Origin of the sequence: Nocardia sp. Root136, assembly GCF_001427185.1 — a bacterium.
In the GTDB taxonomy this organism is placed as follows: Bacteria; Actinomycetota; Actinomycetes; order Mycobacteriales; family Mycobacteriaceae; genus Nocardia; species Nocardia salmonicida.
Genome location: NZ_LMFE01000001.1, coordinates 386,115 through 401,915 on the forward strand (window position 1 = coordinate 386,115; position 15,801 = coordinate 401,915).

Below are 15,801 nucleotides of genomic sequence, written 5' to 3' on the forward strand. Positions count from 1 at the left end.
CCGGGGCCAGCGCGTCCCGTCCGGACGCTGACCCAGTCGACGGTCCCGGCAACCGCCAACCACCCGAGGCGCGCCGACTGGTCGGCCTCACGCACACATCGCCTGAACCGCTTTCGACCTGACTGACGAGGTCTCAATCCTCGCCGTGAGTCCCGGTACGTCGACCGGATTCGTCTTTCTCGGTGGTCAGTCCATGCTGCCCCTCGACCCCGATCACCGCCGCCACGTCGCCGTGTAGATGCCGTACGGCGGCGTCACCGTCGTTATCGGCGATCGCGATGTCCCGACGCCACTGAGCGACAATGTCCAGGCGGTCCATGAACTCCTCCTTCGACGATATGGTGAACGGCTCGCGGCCGACGGCCGCACCGTCGTGTTACCTCGAAATCCGCATCCCAAACAGCCGCGCCTGAGCGCCGTACTCCTGTTTGCGCTTTCGGGCCCCGGGTAGGCAGTCACTGTACGAGTTGCAGGGCTTCGAAGGCTTGCAGCTGTGACCGAATCCAGTCTGTGACGGCAAGACGCAGGCAGGCTGGGGAAGGAGTACCCGTTGAGCACGGTAGCCGCAACTGTCGATGTAGACGTCCCGATCCGTACGGCCTACAACCAGTGGACGCAGTTCGAAACCTTTCCGCAGTTCATGGAAGGAGTCGAGCAGGTCAGTCAGCTCGACGACCGCCACACCCACTGGCGCATCCACGTCGGCCCGTCGACACGAGAGTTCGACGCCACCATCACCGAACAGCACCCGGACGAGCGAGTCGCGTGGAAATCCGACAGCGGACCCGACCATGCCGGAGTCATCACATTCCACCGGCTCGACGACACCCATACCCGCGTCACGGCGCAGATGGATGTCGACCCACAGGGTTTCGTCGAAACCGCTGCCGACAAACTGGGCGTGCTCGAGCACCGAGTGAACGGTGACATGAAGCGCTTCAAGCAGTTCATCGAGAGCGAGGGTCACGCGACCGGTGCGTGGCGCGGCGACATCCCGCGCCCCGACGCTGGGATCTGACCCGCCACACACTGACGGCAGCGGCCAGGACTCCCCTGTCCGCCATGCACGAACGGAACGCCCCGCACTCGGAAAGAGTGCGGGGCGTTCCGTTCGTGCTCGGCCGATCGAGCCCAGCAGCACCAGGATCAGGTGTCGGAGCGCGGACCGGCGGTAGCGGCGAGGGCCGTGGCGACGTCCCGGTGGATCGAAATCCACTCGGTCATTCCGGCGAGGTCGATCACGCGCGCGATGGTCGTGGCAGCACGCCCGTCGGCGAGATGCATTCCGATGCCGCGTCGGTCCAGATGCTGGGCTAGATCGGTGAGGACCATCACGGCACGTACCGACAGGAACGTGACCTCGTCCAAGTCGACGACGAGATGTCCGCCCTCGGCGGACTCGGGGACAGCGGACTCGAGCAGGCTGCGCCAGCGTGGGAGGGTATAGGCGTCGATCTCCCCGCGAGCATGGAGCACGATGACCTGGCCTGCGGATTCCGAGACGGCATCCAAGCGGCGGCAGAGATCGGCAGCCGGGTCGTCGGCTGCGGGCGAGCGGGTTTCGTCGGGACGATTGTTCAAAAGACTCGATTCTTCAGCACCATGGAGCAGTGCATTGCCAACAGTCCTGTGGGCTCAAGATCGGGCCGGCTACCTATTCCAGCACGCGGCCCGGCAAACCGCATGGCTCCGGAGCCGTCCTGGTACCCAGTTGTTCGCAATCGGTCCTGAATCGCGGTGACCCGCTTTCGTATTTCGTCTCGGCGACCCAGGCGCCGCACCCGCGACACGCGGTGCGCCGAGGGCAGAACAACGGGTGCGTCGCCAATTCTCGAGCCGGTAATATGGAGGGTGAGTAGCCATCGGGCGCGGTTGTCCGGCGCCCCGCCGTCTCCGCCGTGCCCCTGTCATCGTGTGTCCACGGAGGGAGCGTCGTGCAGAGCCTGAATTTCGAGAGCGACGACCTGGCGGTGACCGAGGAGTTCCTCAACAATGCCTACACCAGGGTGCAGATCAGCAATCACGGCCCGCACCAGGTACGCACTCGGATCCGTCGCGAAGTGCTCGGTTCGATCAACTTCGACCAGCTCGAGCTGGGTTTCGACATGGCCTACGACGCCGACCCGCTGGGCCGGGTCTGCCTCGTCACCGTGCACAGCGGCCGGATCGAAGAGAACTATCACGATGACGGCCCCGACACCTTCACCCCCGGGCAGACAGGCCTGCTCACCCCGCATGACCTGCCCTACTCGGGTGTCATCCGAACCAGCCGCTACGACATCACCATGTTCGACCCCGCGGTCCTGGACCGCGTCGCCACCGCCGACGGCGGGGCACGAGTGCGGGTAGACGGGCACCGTCCGGTCACGGTCGCGGCCGGAAACCGGCTGCGACGGGTGATCACCCATCTGCAGCAGATCGCCGCCGACCCCGACGCAGCGAACAGCCCGCTCACCGTCACGGCGGCCTCGGATTATCTCGCCGCGACGGTGCTGGCCACCATGCCGACGACCGCCGAGAACGAGCCGAACGCCACCGATCGGCACGACGCTCACCCCCACACCGTGCGCCGCGCCATCGCCTATATGGAGTCGCATCTGGGTGAAAGAATCGCGATCACCGATATCGCGGCGGCAACCTTTGTCACTCCGCGCGCCCTGCAGCTGGCCTTTCGTCGTCATCTGGACACGACGCCGCTCGAGTACCTGCAGCAACTGCGGCTGGCGGCCGCACACGAACAACTCGGCGCCGCGCTGCCGGGTGACGGCCAGACTGTCGCGACCATCGCCTACCGGTGGGGCTTCACCCATCCCGGCCGCTTCGCCACGGCCTACCGCCACCGCTACGGTCGACCACCGAGGCAGACCCTGCGCGAATGAGCGCTGCGTAGGTCCAGGGCGTCTCAGGCCCGAGCGAACCGCATGTCCACCACGGTGCCCGCCGCCGATGTACTGACCTCGAATTCACTGCTGAGGGCACGCATGATGCCCATCCCACGTCCACGTGACTGATCGGTGTCCGGGTCGGGTGTCAACCAGCTCCCCCCGTCGGTCACGACGGTGTGGACATGGGTCTCGGTGAGCACGGCGGTAACGCGTACTGTGCCGCCGTCGCCACGGTGACCGTGCTCGACGGCGTTGGTACACGCCTCACCGACGGCGAGCACGATGTCGTAGGCCGCGTTCGGGTCGACCGGCACCTCCGCCAGCCACGCCTGCAGCGCGTGACGTACTTCGGCCAATCGCGCGGCGTCTGCCGAGAAATCGATCTCGAACGGCTTCACGGCGCTCTTCTGCCGAGATGGGTGCGTCGTCACCTGATGCCTCCCTCTTCATCTCGACGTCCAACGAATCCGCGAGAACCCCCGCGCCATTGGCAGTACCCGTGCAGTACTCGGGTATGCCACTTCCGGGCGTGAGAATGCCCTCTCACAGCGGCCGGGCGGATACGTCCGAGCCAGGGTACCCCGGTGCTGCGCAACGGTTTGTGGCCCGAGTGGATGGGGTAGGTTGCTGGGGCAAGAATCGCTCGCACATTCGCCGACCCGGCGAAGCTAGAGGTAAGAGGTAGAAAAGTGGCGAATCGCAACCGGGGAGACCTTCGGTGAGTGTAGAAGGCGGCTTCCGAGACCTCGACGTGCAGACACGGGCACAAGACGACTTCGAAATCCTTACCGTTCGTGGTGAGGTGGACATGGCCTCGGCGCCCCAGCTGCAAGCGGTGCTGGAGAAGGCACAGCAGGGCGGCAAGACGCTGGTGGTCGATATGACCCAGGTCGGCTTCCTCGGCTCGGCCGGGCTCAGCGCGTTGCTGGTCGTGTCCAAGGCCGCGCCCTATCAGCTGCGCGTGGTCGCCTCCCGCGAGGTCGCGCGACCGATCGAACTGACCGGGCTCGACAAGCTGCTCGCGGTCTACGGCACCCTGGAAGCGGCGATCGCCGCGGAGCCGAACGCGCACTAGGTCCGAGGTCGCGGCTCCCGCACTCGCGGGAGCCGCACGACCTGCACGAAGAACTCATCGATCTGCCTGATCGCGGCGATGAACTGGTCGAGATCCACCGGCTTGGTGACGTAGGCGTTCGCGTGCAGTTTGTAACTGCGCAGAATGTCTTCCTCGGCCGCCGATGTGGTGAGCACGACCACGGGGATGTGCGACAGCTCCGGATCGGCCTTGATCTTCTCCAGCACCTGCCTGCCGTCGTACTTGGGCAGGTTCAGGTCCAGCAGGATCAGATCCGGCCGTGGAGCGTCGACGTACGCGCCGGTGCGATAGATGAAGTCCAGCGCCTCCTGGCCGTCCCTGACCACGTGCAGCGTGTTGCCGATCTTGTTGTCCTCGAAGGCTTCCCGCGTCATCAGTTCGTCGCCGGGGTCGTCTTCGACGAGCAGGATGTCGACCGGCTGGCCGGGATCGGTCATGCGAATACCTCGTTCTCGATGGATACAGCGGTGGTCGCGGGCGCGGCCGCCCGCAGGGTGAAGCACAGGCGGGTGCCGTCACGATAGTCGGTATCGAGCCAGATCCGGCCGCCATGGAATTCCACGATCTTCTTGCACACGGCCAGTCCGATCCCGGTGCCGCCGTAGGCATCTCGCGGATGTAGGCGCTGGAAGATGACGAAGACCTTCTCCGCGAATTCGGCTGCGACGCCGATCCCGTTGTCCGACACCGAGAACTCCCATTCCTCGGCGTCGTCGGCGCTGGGCGCACACGTCACCCGGACCACAGGAGTCAGGTCGGGCTTGCGGAATTTGATGGCGTTGCCGATGAGGTTCTGCCACAGCATGGCCAACAGGGTCGGTTCCCCGACGAGCTCCGGCAGCGCCTCCGGGCGCTCGATCACGGCCTCGGATTCCTCGATGGTCGCCGACAACGCGGCCACCGCCTCGTCCAGGGTCTGATCGAGGCCCACCGGCTCGGTGCCCTCCGACATCCGGCCGACGCGGGAGAAGGTGAGCAGGTCGTTGATCAGCACCTGCATGCGTTTGGCGCCGTCGACGGCGAAATCGATGTACTGCTTGCCACGATCGTCGAGTTGGTCGCCGTAGCGCTTCTCGAGCAGCTGGCAGAACGAGGCCACCTTGCGCAGCGGCTCCTGCAGATCATGGGACGCGACGTAGGCGAACTGCTCCAATTCGGTGTTGGATCGGCGCAGTTCCTCGGCCTGGACGTCGAGATCCTGCTTCTGCCGCAGCAGTACCGCTTCCTGGACGCGTGCGGAGTCGAGCTCGGCGACGATGTGGTGGCGCATGTTCTCCACCGCCTCGCACACCAACGCGATATCGGAAGGGCCGACGGCATCGATATGGGCGTCGAACTCCCCCGCGGCCACCCGCCGCGACGACTCGGTGAGATAGCCCAGCGGCCGAACCACCAGTCGCCGGACCAGAACGGTGAGCAGCACCCCGGTCAGCAGGAAGACAGCGACGATGCCCGAGAGCACGATGTTGCGCGTGGTGCGTGCGCTCGCCAGCTCGGCGGAGTCGCTGTCGACGACCGCGGTGAGATGGTCGTTCTGCACCGCGAAGGTCCCGCGCACGGCGTCGAAGAGCGCTTTTCTGCGCACCGCTCCCGTGGCGGCGTCGAGACCGATGCCCGCGCGAGACGACACCGCCCCGGTACCCGGATCGGTGAAGTCGGCTTGCCACCGCTGGGCGGCGAGGTCGACCGCGGCGAGGTCGGCGAGCAATCCCGGATGGCCGACGAGCAGCTCCCGCAAGCGGTCCGCGGCGCGGGTCTGCTCCTGGCGTCCTCGGTCGTAGGGCTCGAGGAACTGCGGGTCGCCGGTGATGGCGTAGCCGCGGATGCCCGTCTCCTGATTCAGCAGCGCACCCTGCAGCCGATGGGCTTCGGTGGCCGCGGGCAGAGTTTCGGAGAGCAGACGATCGGTGACCCGGGTGGTGTGCGCGATGACCTGCGCGCCCGCCGCGGCACCGAAGATCACCACCAAAATCATCAGCACGAACACTAGCTGGAACCAGCCCTGTGCCGTCATCTTGCGGACCGACCCGGACCGGGCTGATGTACTACTCGTCACGTCGTCCGCCTCATCGCATCACTCCACCGCAAATACAGGATGGCCACATCGTCATCCAAACCGCCGGCCGCCGAAGACAGCTCCGCGACCTGTCCGATCAGCGCGTCGACGAAGGTCTCGGGCTGCTCGGTGGGCAGTGTCTGTGCCAGTTCGAACAATCCGTCTTCGCCGAGGCGGGTGCTGCCGTCGCCGACACGTCCTTCGAACAAGCCATCGGTGAACAGCATCAGTCCCGCGTCGTCCGCGAGTGCCACCTCGTGCGCGGGCCACTGCGCGTAGCCCGGGACGAAACCGAGGGCCGGTCCGCCCGGCACCTCGATCCAACTCAGTCCGGCACCGGTGCACCGCAGCATGCCGGGGTGTCCCGCGCGGCGTACCGACACCTCTCGGGTCGCCGGGTCGAGTACCAAGCTGGTTGCGGTGGCGAAGGTTTGCTGATCGGCGCGTTCGGCGAGCAGCACTTCCTCGAGCAGGTTCAGTTGCCTGGCACCGGTGACACCGCTGAACACCAGCGTGCGCCACGCCAGCCGTAAGGCGACCCCGGTCGCCGCGGCATCGGGACCGTGGCCGGAGACGTCACCGATGATGGCGTGCACGATGCCGGTCGGGTCCTGGACCACGTCGTAGAAGTCGCCGCCGAGCAGTGAGTGGTCACGACCGGGTCGATACCGCGACACCACCTCGACCGCGGGGTCGGCACCCAGCAGCGGGGTCGGCAACAGTCCGCGTTCGAGTCGGGAGTTCTCCTGCGCCCGCATCTGACTGGCCTGCAGGGCCGCGCTGGTGAGTTCGGCCTGTTTGCGCTGGATCGCGTAACGCACTGCGCGCCCGAACAATTCCGGGTCGACTCGACCCTTGACCAGGTAGTCCTGCGCGCCGGAGGCCAACGCGAACAGCCCGGTGCGCTCTTGGTCGAGTCCGGTCATCACCACGACAGGGACCTGGTCGTTGCGAACGCGGATCCCGGCCAGCGCCTCGAGTCCGTCCGCGTCGGGGAGATGCAGATCGAGCAGCACACAATCGGGGACGTCGGTGCGTAGGCGCTCGCCTGCCTCGGTCAGGGTGCGTACCCAATCCAGGTGCGGGCGCGGAGACAGGTCCGCGACCATCTCCTCTACCAGCAAAGCGTCGCCGGGATCGTCCTCGACCAGCAGTATGTGGAGTTGACGCCGCGATCCGGGCCCGGCCGCGAAGAGATCGGCGTTCAACGCGTCACTGCGCACCACAACCACCGCCGGCACAGCCGAGAGTCGCCTGCTCGCACCACATCAGACCTACCCCTCCCCACCTGGACAGCACAGAACCCAGGGTGTGCACGAAAGCCTCCGATCACAGGCGCCCACTGCGCGAACTGACTCCGCCGGCCGGTTGCTGGACCGAAAGTAGTACCGGGGATGCTATCCGATCGCGCCGACACCCCTGCCCGCGCGGGATTCCCCGCCCGGCTGCGGTAATTCGACCGGATCAGACGAGGCCCTCGACCTCGGCCACCGAGGGTGGGATCCGGGTCGACGCCGCGAACACGTCGATGAGCAGGTCCTCGTCCTCGTAGTGGGCCGAGGCCGACAGGCCCGCGGTCTGGTGGGCGATCGCGTGGACGTCGTCGCCGGTCAGCGGGTAATCCGCCACGACGTGGCGCCAGTGCGCGCACAGCAGGGTGCCCCCTGGCTCGAGGTGCGTCACGGCTTGCTCGAAAACGTCGCGCAGACTCGCGATGTCGAGGTAATAGCAGACTTCACTCAGGACGATGAGATCGAAATCCTCTGCCTCCCACGGCTGCCCCAGACCCCACAGCCGGAACTCCACCGGTGCGTTGACCAGACGCGATCGCGCGGCGTCGAGTGCACGCTCAGCGATATCGGTACACACCAGATGATCGCAGCGACCGGCGAGCTCCTCGGTGAGCACACCGATGGAGCAGCCGGGCTCGAACCCTCTTCGATAGTGTGCCTTCGGCAGCATCGCCATCGTCAACGCACGTTTGCGCTGCTCGTACCAGCGGGTGGTGAAGCGCCACGGGTCGTCGTCGTGGGCGTACATCCGATCGAAATAGCCCGGCGGCATGGACGTTTCGCTCACTGGAAGAAGACCTCGTCCGGTGCGGTGAAGCGCTGGAGGACATGCGCGGGCAGGACGGGTCGGTCCGCCGGATGATCCGACAGCGGGCGGATCTGAGTGCGATGCTGCGCCATCGCCCGAGCCTTGGCCGCGACCGCCGACGGCGACAGCGGTAGTGCGAGGGCATTCTCCGAGGTCACTCTCGGATGCTCCGGACTGCCCCAGTGCCACATCCACACCGGGTACTCGAGCAGCTCGGTCGCGGTGTTGCCGCAGGCCGTGGCGGCGGCGCGGCCGACGGCTTCGTGGTCGGGGTGACCGTCGTGGCGCCAGGTGGCCGCGCACCGCACTCCTGGTCCACCGAGGTGGGACAGGACATAGGTGAGCAGATCGGTGAGCTCGGTCTCCTGCTCCGCGAGACCACCGTCGCGCATACCGAGCCGCATCGGCGCTCCGGTAGCGAGCTCGTAGGCCGCGTTCTGCGATTCCTCGATACGCAGAGCGGCCAGCTCGGCAGGGGTGTGGGTGGGTGAGCCCGGATGCGAGGCCTCACCGTCGGTGACCGCGATCAGCGTGACCGGGATGTCGGCGGATCGCAGCTGCGCGATGAGCCCGCCCGCTCCGAGCACCTCGTCGTCGGGATGCGGCGCGACCACGACGAGGTGCCGCCAGCCGTGGATCGGGAGTTCGGGTCGACTCGCCCGCCACCGCGCCCAGACACCTTCGTCCGCACCGGGACCTTGCGTATCGATCAGCGGCCGGGTAACCATGAGAACTCCTTTTCCGCCTGGTCACGGCCGAGGGCGGCCAGATCGCGTTCGGCATGACTCTGGCGCAGGTACACGGTCAGGTCCGCGACCCGGCGGGCATGGGCGCTGTCGCCGCACAGCGGTCCCGCGCCGAGCGCGCGCCCGACCCGGTCCAAGGTTTCGGTCGCGGCCTGCTCGACCACCGCACGCGCGGTCCGGGCCCGGACTCGACCCCCACCGGCGGTGTCTCGCGGATCGGCGTCGATCGCGTGCGCGGCGGCGGAAAGGCTGGTGCGCGCGGCGGACAGCGCCGAGGTGACCGCGCCCAGGTGGGCGAGCGCATGGTCGTCGGCGCGTCCGGCGGCCGCGTGCCGATGCAGCGCTTCGGCGACCGCGCACGCGCTGCCGTACCAGCAGGCGGCGACGCCGATCGCGCCGTGCCAGAATCCGGGACGGCTCAGATACTCGCCGGGAGCACCGACCATCCTGGCCGCGGCGTTGTCGAAATCGACAGCACCGGAGTCGGATTCACTCATTCCGACCGCACGCCAGGTCTCGGGCACCGGCTGGGCGACAGCACGGTCGAGTGGCACCGCGAACAGCGCTCGCTGCCCGTCCGCGACGGCCGTGACCAGTGCGTGCGTGCACATGCTCGCACCTGAGCACCACAGCTTGCGTCCGTCCAGCACCCAACCGTCGGACATCGTGCGTGCTCGCAGGACAGGGGAAGGCGGTTCGGCGGCCCACACGCCCCAGATCTCGCCGGACGGCGCGGCGGGACAGTCCGCGTCCACGCCACCACCGCCGAGCTCGGCCATGATCGCCACGGCATCGGCGTGTGCCTCGGCCAGTCGGCCGAGAACCGTGTCCTCATAGGCGATTTCGGCCAGGGCACGCCATCGCTCGAGAGTTCGTCCCGAGCCCGGCAACGGCAGATCCAGCCGTCCCGAGCTCGCGAGCGACTTCATCGCCGCCGCGATCCGCGGCTCGCCAGTCGCGCGTGGGCCGACGACGGAACCGTCCACGGACGTCACGAGACCTCCTGCGGCTCGTCACGTCCCAGCCTGCGCAGATGCTCGGCGAATCCGTGTGGCGCGCGACCTCTTCGCCGGGCGGAGGTGGTGACGCACACGTCCTCTGCCCAGGCAATTTTGGCCCCGGCGGCTTGCAGCCGAACGGCCAGATCCACGTCCTCACCGGTGCGCAGCGCGCGGAAACCTCCGACTCCCCAGTACGCGTCGGCCCGGAAGCCGAGCGCGGCGCCGTGGAGATGACCGTGACCGTCCGGCCCCGGCACACGGTATTCGTGCTCGTAGATCCGTCGGGCCTGCGCCGAGTGCGCGTCCCAGTGCATCACCGCCACCACGCCCGCCACCACCTCGAAACCCCTTCGCGCGTAATCGAGTTGGGCCGACAACCAGGATTCTTCAACCTCGGAGTCGGCGTCGGTGGTCGCAAACCAGGTTCGGGCATCGCACGCCGCGCCCGCGTGCTCGAATCCTCGCCGTCGCGCGGCCCCGACATTGCGCTCGCTGACCGTCAGCACCTCGGCTGTCGAAGCGACCTGTGCCGAGCCATCGGTGCAGGCGTCGAGCACGAGCTGCACCCGAACCGGCACATCGACTCGGCGCACGGCGCGTTCCAGAGCCGCGAGACACCGAGGAAGCAGCCGCTCCTCGTTACGGGCCGGAACCACCACGATGACCCCGTCGATATCACCGCTCATGACCTGGTACTACACACCGCGACCAACGACTGATTCATGAGATACGTCTACCCGCCTTTACCCAGGGCAAACAGCCACGAGCAGGTCGATCGGCGCGGCCGGAACGATGGCGGGACTCTTGACGGCTCGGCCTCTCGCGCGTAATTTACCAATCAGTCAATTGTACACGTGACCATAAGTAACACATACCTGTGACCCGGACCGACAGGCGCGAGCCCGGCGGTCCAGCAAAGGAGCAATGGCGCTCATGGAACACTCCACGGCACTTTCGCGGCCTCCCGCCGCCGACCGTCGATCGCGCGTACTCGATCGCCTCGCACGCCCGATCCTCGACGCCGTCCTGCCGCGTATCGACTCGCGCATTCCGGGGTCGACCATGCCTTTCGAAACCCCGGAGATGATGAAACCGCACGCCGGGTCTCGGCGGTGGGCATGGACGCACTACGGGGTGTTCCTCCCCGAGCTACCCGGCCCCCACCGCTACCTGAACACGATGACCTTGATCGGCGCAACCGGTGCGCTGGCCTTCGACAACGACTACCTCGCCGCCGATGATGCCCGCGACACGGCCACCGTCCTGTCGTCCACCGCCGCCGACGGACAGCACCACTACCGCGCCTACGACACCGGCCGTGATTGCTCTTTCGCCGATGACGGCTCCCGCCTCGACTGGGGCCGCGACCTCAGCATCACCGGCGCCTTTCCCCACTTCCACGTCCGCGGTCACTACGACAATTTCGAGGTGAGCCTCGATATCCGAGCGACGGAACAGGTTTCGTGGTTCGTTCGCACTCCGCTCTACGACCACCTCAGCCTGCTCGCCACCGCCACCGGAACCCTGACCGACAACACCGGCGCCACCATTGCCATCGATCAGACGTTGTGCACGTTCGAATACGCCCGTTGCATGTCACCGCAAGCGCTGACGGCACAGGCACTCTCGACACGACGCAAGCTCCCCGTCGACTTCTTCACCTATCAGATCATCAACCTCGACAGCTCGACCCAGGTGCTACTGACCGAAGTACGCGCCGCCGGCGCGGTCGCCTGCTTGCTCGCGTACGTGCGGTGCCTCGACGGAACAACGCGCGTGTACGACGATGTCGCCATGACGGTTCTGTCGTATCAGGAGCACCCACTGGTCGATCCGCTCGGCCGCACGATGCGGGTCCCCCGGCAACTTCGCTGGCGGGTGCGCGACGCGGCCGGTGCGGAGATCCTGGCTTTCGACGCCGACGTCGACAGTCCGCTCCGCTACGGGCACGGCCGCGGCTACGTCGGCGCCTATACCTACCGGGGAACCTGGCAGGGTCAGCGTCCGGTCACGGGCAGCGGTTACATGGAATGGATCGACTGCGAAGCAGGGCAGTAGGGAACTCTTCACGGCGGGACGCCCCGCAGCGGAAACGGCTGCTAGCCGGGCGTCCCGTCGCGCGCACCTCTTGTTCGGGTGAGGTCGCGTCGAGAGCATGATCGGCGCCGTCGTCGAATGGGCGGGCATCGCTGCTGCCTGCTTACGGGACCAGAACCGTTTCCGTACGATTCCCGCGGTAACCCCAATAGGCTGGGGCCGATCTTGTCGACAACGCCGCCTTCGTCGGCGGCAGAGCTACCCGGGCCACCGGCTCGACCCCGAGGAACCGATGACCTTCTCCCACACCGCGTCTCGCGCACTCGCCGCGATGGCGGTCACCGCGACAGCCGCCGTCCTTCCCGTCGCGAATACGGCTTCCGCCGAACCGGTTTCGTGCCCGCAATGGACTCGCCACACCGTCGCGGCGGGCTACGGGGTACTCGAGAACCTCGGGTTCGACGGTCGCGGGAACCTGCTGCTGGCCGAGCAATCCGCCACTGGATCGGCCGGTTCCCTGCAACGCCTCGGCGCTGACGGCGCGCGATCGGTCGCTGTCGACGGTATCGACGGCCCCGGCGCCATCCTGCTCGTCGGCGACACCGCCTATTTCACAACGGGCAACACTGCCACCGCCGCACTCACCGGCCGCACCGACGGCACGATCGGCGCACTGCACCTCGACAACGGCACCGTGACGACGGTGGCCACCGGCCTGACGATGCCGAACGGGTTGGCCCAGTTGCCGAATGGCGACTTCGTCGTCAGCAGGGACATCGGGGCGGGCACCCTGACCCGCGTCACCGGTGACAACATCGCGACACCGTACGCACCGTCGCTGAGTTCCACCAACGGCCTCGCGTTCGACCGACAACGCCACCGGCTCATCGTCTCGACGACGTTCGACCCCACCTCGGTGGTCGCCGCCGTCGACTACGCCGCCCCCGACAGCCCACCGCGACAGGCGGTGATTCCGGGCGCCGGACCACTGAACTCGGCCGATGATCTGACCGTCGGCCCGGACGGAAAGGTCTACGTGGCACTGAACGTGGCGGGCAGTATTCAGCAGGTCGATGTGGACACCGGCCAGACCTGCGCGATCGCGGCCGGCCTGCCTTTGTCCTCGTCGGCACGGTTCGGATCCGGACCCGGATGGGACCCGAACGCGTTGTACGTCACCAGTTTCCTCGGCACGGTCACCGAGCTCACGCGGCCATGACGTCACAGCACCTCACCACGCAGGATCGAACTCGAGCGAACTGACACCCGCTCTCGTCGGAAGCACCCGCTCGGTCGGATAGGTTCGAGTCCATGAGTCGCACCACGACCGTCCTCGACAGCATCGACATCGCTGCCGATCCGGTGTCTGTTTATCAGCAAGTCAGCGATCCGACCCTGATGGGTCGGTGGAGTCCGGAGAACCGCGGAGCACGGGTCACCCAGGCGCGTGAGTCCACCTATGTGGGAATGGAATTCGAAGGATTCAACAAGCGGGGCTTCGCTCGCTGGGTGACCCGTTGCGTGGTGATCGCGGCAGTGCCCGGGAAGGTGTTCGCGTTTCGGGTCGAGGCGATCGGCGTGCGACGGCCATGGCTTCGCGGGGGTATCGCGACCTGGGAGTACCGATTCGAGGCGGCCGACGGTGGTACCCGGGTCACCGAGACCTGGCACGACGATCGCAAGTCCTGGCCGAACGCGGTGGTTCAAGTCTTCGACCGGATCGCCACCGGCGGCGACACCTTCGTGCAGTTCCAGCGCAAGAACATCCACCGCACCCTGCGCAACCTCAAGCAGCAGCTCGAGTCGACCGACTGAACGGCGCCCGGTACCGCCGACGACAGCGGCACGCGAGAACTCATTGACGGGCGCGACGGGTGGTGAGAACTCCGGCGACCCAGCCGACGATGAACATCGTCAACAGGATCAGCCACATCGGGGAACTGATCGTGATCAACAGGAACTCGACAGATACCTTTCCTCTGTTCTCGAAGACGAAAATGATGGCAAGGATGCTCATTCCGATCGCGACCCATTGCGTCGGTGAGACGCGACGCAGCAGGGACGGCTTGTCGGCGGATTTGTTCATCGGAATCCTTCTCCTCTTCGGTATCGGATGGTGTTCACTCGGTGCCTCGCAGGATCTCTCGTAATCGCTCGGTGTCGGTCGCGGTCCAGTCGGGGGGTGCCAGGATCGCGGCCCAGGCATCGGCGATCACAGCCTGGAAGGTATGACCGTGTCCGTCGGGCACGTCGACCGAGACAGCCATGTCCGCCGAGACCTGCAGGAACGTGACGACGGGGATCCAGCGGGTGCTGGGCAGGACATCGCGACCACGTTCCTCGTGGAGCCAGTCCGGTTTCTGAAACAGCAGTTGCGGTGTCCACCAGGTGATCGGGTCGGAGGCGTGCTGGAGGTAGACCACTCTGGGCGAGCCCCACGCCGGTTCGGGACGGGCGAGGTCGGGTGCGTCGGCGACGAATCGCACGGTCTTCCCGTCGCGGTAGATCGGCAGCCATTGCGGGGAACCCGGGTCCCGTCGCGCGGTGGCGTCGCGCCACACCGGGTTGGTGGCGGTGGGGCCGACGAACAAGACCCCGTCGGTGCGGGCCGCCATGTCCTGGATACCGGAGAACGCCGCTTCACCACCGAAGGATCCGAGGCTTTCGCCGAAGACCACCAGTTTCGGCCGACGATCGACCGGCAGTGTGTCCCACTCGGCGTGAACAGCCTCGAACAATGCGCGGCCGGCTCGGCGCGCACGTTCCTGGTCGACGACAAAGGACAGCCAACTCGGCAGATAGGAATACTGCATGCTCACCAACGCGCTGTCACCGCCGACCACATACTCCAAGGCCGAGGCAGTCGACTCGTTGATCCACCCGGTTCCGGTCGTGGTCCCTATTCCGATGACCGAGCGTTCGAATCCACCCGCACGTCGCAATTCGGCAACCGCGAGATCTGCTTCGGCACTGATGGTCTCCGCGGATTCCAACCCGGTATAGACACGGATCGGCTCACGCGCGGGCTTTCCACTGAATGCGGTCAATTCGAGCGCGGTCGGCCCGTTGGACACGAAGATCTGCCCCTGCCTGCCCAGCGAGTCCCACGCCACCAGCGAGCCGGGACCGCCGGAGCGCTCCGCGACGACAGGTTCTTCCGTCTCCGGCGCACTCTTCTCGTTGACGGCCTTGAACGTTTCGTTGAGCAGCGACATCGCGACGTCGGCCACCACCCCGTTGACCGCGAGGACAGCCACCACGGCGACCAGCACACCGCCGAGCACCGCGGCGACGCGAGTGGGCATCACCCGCCCCAGGAGCCCACCGACCCATCGCGACAACGCCCAGCACCCCCTCGCCACCGCGATCAACACCGCGAACGTCACGACGGCGATCACCACGATGATCGGATAGGCCTGCCAGGAAAGCCCGCTCACTCCCATGAGCGAACGCAGGTCGCGTTGCCAATCCGCGAACCAGGCGAGGGCGGCAATGGAACCGAGGCCGGCGACGACTCCCAGCCCCCACCACAACGCCGGACGCGTCGGCCTGGGCTGCCGGTGCAGCATCCACCGCAGCAGCGCGGCGACGGCGACGCCGAGACCGTATCCGAACACCGCCGCGGCGCCGGTGACAATTCCTTGGAACAGCGGCCCTCTGGGCAGTAATGACGGCGTCAGCGACAACCACACCAGCACCAACGCTCCCACTGCCCCACCGAAGGTCAGCCCCCGACGCCGAAACGCAGGTTTCGCGGGCTCCCAGCCCCGTCGCGCGCCCGAACTTTCCTGGTGGCGGTCGGCGGCTGTGTCGCGCGACGGGGGATCCTCAGTGGTCCGATGTCGGTCGTGCCCACGCGTGGAATTCATTTGTTCCCCTG

18 protein-coding genes are annotated in these 15,801 nt (G+C 66.9%); 6 read left to right on the forward strand and 12 right to left on the reverse strand.

Going from position 1 to position 15,801, the window contains the following annotated elements; translation table 11 throughout:
* Nucleotides 1-133: 133 nt before the first annotated feature.
* Entirely contained in the window at nt 134-319 is a 186-nt protein-coding gene (locus ASD42_RS01895; protein WP_056809515.1) for a hypothetical protein, read from the reverse strand.
* A gap of 231 nt (nt 320-550) precedes the next feature.
* Here ASD42_RS01895 and ASD42_RS01900 point away from each other — a divergent pair, with 231 nt between their 5' ends.
* Nucleotides 551-1,018, forward strand: coding sequence for an SRPBCC family protein (locus tag ASD42_RS01900; RefSeq protein ID WP_056809517.1), 468 nt, complete (start codon nt 551-553; stop codon nt 1,016-1,018).
* A 128-nt stretch (nt 1,019-1,146) separates the two neighbouring features.
* On the opposite strand, the gene ASD42_RS01905 is transcribed toward ASD42_RS01900, so the two are convergent.
* Nucleotides 1,147-1,581 carry an STAS domain-containing protein gene (locus ASD42_RS01905; RefSeq protein ID WP_056809519.1) on the reverse strand — a complete coding sequence of 145 codons (435 nt, stop codon included), beginning with the start codon at nt 1,579-1,581 and terminating at the stop codon, nt 1,147-1,149.
* Between the two features lie 353 nt (nt 1,582-1,934).
* Here ASD42_RS01905 and ASD42_RS01910 point away from each other — a divergent pair, with 353 nt between their 5' ends.
* On the forward strand, nt 1,935-2,879 hold the full coding sequence (locus ASD42_RS01910; protein WP_056809520.1) for an AraC family transcriptional regulator: 945 nt from the start codon (nt 1,935-1,937) through the stop codon (nt 2,877-2,879).
* Nucleotides 2,880-2,902: 23 nt separating this feature from the next.
* Here ASD42_RS01910 and ASD42_RS01915 read toward each other — a convergent pair whose 3' ends face one another.
* Complete coding sequence (locus ASD42_RS01915; RefSeq protein ID WP_082843722.1) at nt 2,903-3,316, reverse strand: ATP-binding protein; 414 nt, start codon at nt 3,314-3,316, stop codon at nt 2,903-2,905.
* A 287-nt stretch (nt 3,317-3,603) separates the two neighbouring features.
* On the opposite strand from ASD42_RS01915, the gene ASD42_RS01920 reads away from it, so the two are divergent.
* Nucleotides 3,604-3,960 carry an STAS domain-containing protein gene (locus ASD42_RS01920; protein ID WP_056809524.1) on the forward strand — a complete coding sequence of 119 codons (357 nt, stop codon included), beginning with the start codon at nt 3,604-3,606 and terminating at the stop codon, nt 3,958-3,960.
* On the opposite strand, the gene ASD42_RS01925 is transcribed toward ASD42_RS01920, so the two are convergent.
* From ASD42_RS01925 to ASD42_RS01955, 7 genes are all read right to left on the reverse strand, one after another.
* Nucleotides 3,957-4,418: a response regulator gene (locus ASD42_RS01925; protein ID WP_056809526.1), complete on the reverse strand. Its 462-nt coding sequence runs from the start codon at nt 4,416-4,418 to the stop codon at nt 3,957-3,959. The two genes, ASD42_RS01920 and ASD42_RS01925, sit on opposite strands and share 4 nt — an antisense overlap.
* On the reverse strand, nt 4,415-5,956 hold the full coding sequence (locus ASD42_RS01930; RefSeq protein WP_235569279.1) for a sensor histidine kinase: 1,542 nt from the start codon (nt 5,954-5,956) through the stop codon (nt 4,415-4,417). The genes ASD42_RS01925 and ASD42_RS01930 overlap by 4 nt, the downstream gene beginning before the upstream one ends.
* Nucleotides 5,957-6,033: 77 nt before the next feature.
* Entirely contained in the window at nt 6,034-7,260 is a 1,227-nt protein-coding gene (locus ASD42_RS01935; protein ID WP_268793495.1) for a PP2C family protein-serine/threonine phosphatase, read from the reverse strand.
* A gap of 241 nt (nt 7,261-7,501) precedes the next feature.
* Nucleotides 7,502-8,116: a class I SAM-dependent DNA methyltransferase gene (locus ASD42_RS01940; RefSeq protein ID WP_056809530.1), complete on the reverse strand. Its 615-nt coding sequence runs from the start codon at nt 8,114-8,116 to the stop codon at nt 7,502-7,504.
* A complete protein-coding gene (locus tag ASD42_RS01945) occupies nt 8,113-8,865 on the reverse strand; it encodes a PIG-L deacetylase family protein (protein ID WP_063893545.1) in 753 nt (250 codons plus the stop codon). The genes ASD42_RS01940 and ASD42_RS01945 overlap by 4 nt, the downstream gene beginning before the upstream one ends.
* Nucleotides 8,847-9,812, reverse strand: a complete 966-nt coding sequence (locus ASD42_RS01950; protein WP_056815169.1) for an acyl-CoA dehydrogenase family protein — start codon at nt 9,810-9,812, stop codon at nt 8,847-8,849. Before ASD42_RS01950 ends, ASD42_RS01945 begins: the two co-directional genes overlap by 19 nt.
* 62 nt (nt 9,813-9,874) lie before the next feature.
* Nucleotides 9,875-10,570, reverse strand: coding sequence for a glycosyltransferase (locus ASD42_RS01955; RefSeq protein ID WP_056809532.1), 696 nt, complete (start codon nt 10,568-10,570; stop codon nt 9,875-9,877).
* A gap of 247 nt (nt 10,571-10,817) precedes the next feature.
* Between ASD42_RS01955 and ASD42_RS01960 the strand changes: the two genes are divergently transcribed.
* The 3 genes from ASD42_RS01960 (at nt 10,818) to ASD42_RS01970 (ending at nt 13,736) form a co-directional block, all read left to right on the forward strand.
* Nucleotides 10,818-11,942, forward strand: a complete 1,125-nt coding sequence (locus ASD42_RS01960; RefSeq protein ID WP_056815172.1) for a DUF6670 family protein — start codon at nt 10,818-10,820, stop codon at nt 11,940-11,942.
* Between the two features lie 271 nt (nt 11,943-12,213).
* Complete coding sequence (locus ASD42_RS01965) at nt 12,214-13,140, forward strand: SMP-30/gluconolactonase/LRE family protein (protein WP_056809533.1); 927 nt, start codon at nt 12,214-12,216, stop codon at nt 13,138-13,140.
* Between the two features lie 92 nt (nt 13,141-13,232).
* A complete protein-coding gene (locus ASD42_RS01970) occupies nt 13,233-13,736 on the forward strand; it encodes an SRPBCC family protein (protein ID WP_056809536.1) in 504 nt (167 codons plus the stop codon).
* Between the two features lie 40 nt (nt 13,737-13,776).
* Here ASD42_RS01970 and ASD42_RS01975 read toward each other — a convergent pair whose 3' ends face one another.
* Entirely contained in the window at nt 13,777-14,007 is a 231-nt protein-coding gene (locus ASD42_RS01975) for a DUF1049 domain-containing protein (RefSeq protein WP_056809538.1), read from the reverse strand.
* A 34-nt stretch (nt 14,008-14,041) separates the two neighbouring features.
* Complete coding sequence (locus tag ASD42_RS01980; protein WP_063893546.1) at nt 14,042-15,631, reverse strand: alpha/beta hydrolase; 1,590 nt, start codon at nt 15,629-15,631, stop codon at nt 14,042-14,044.
* Nucleotides 15,632-15,801: the final 170 nt, after the last annotated feature.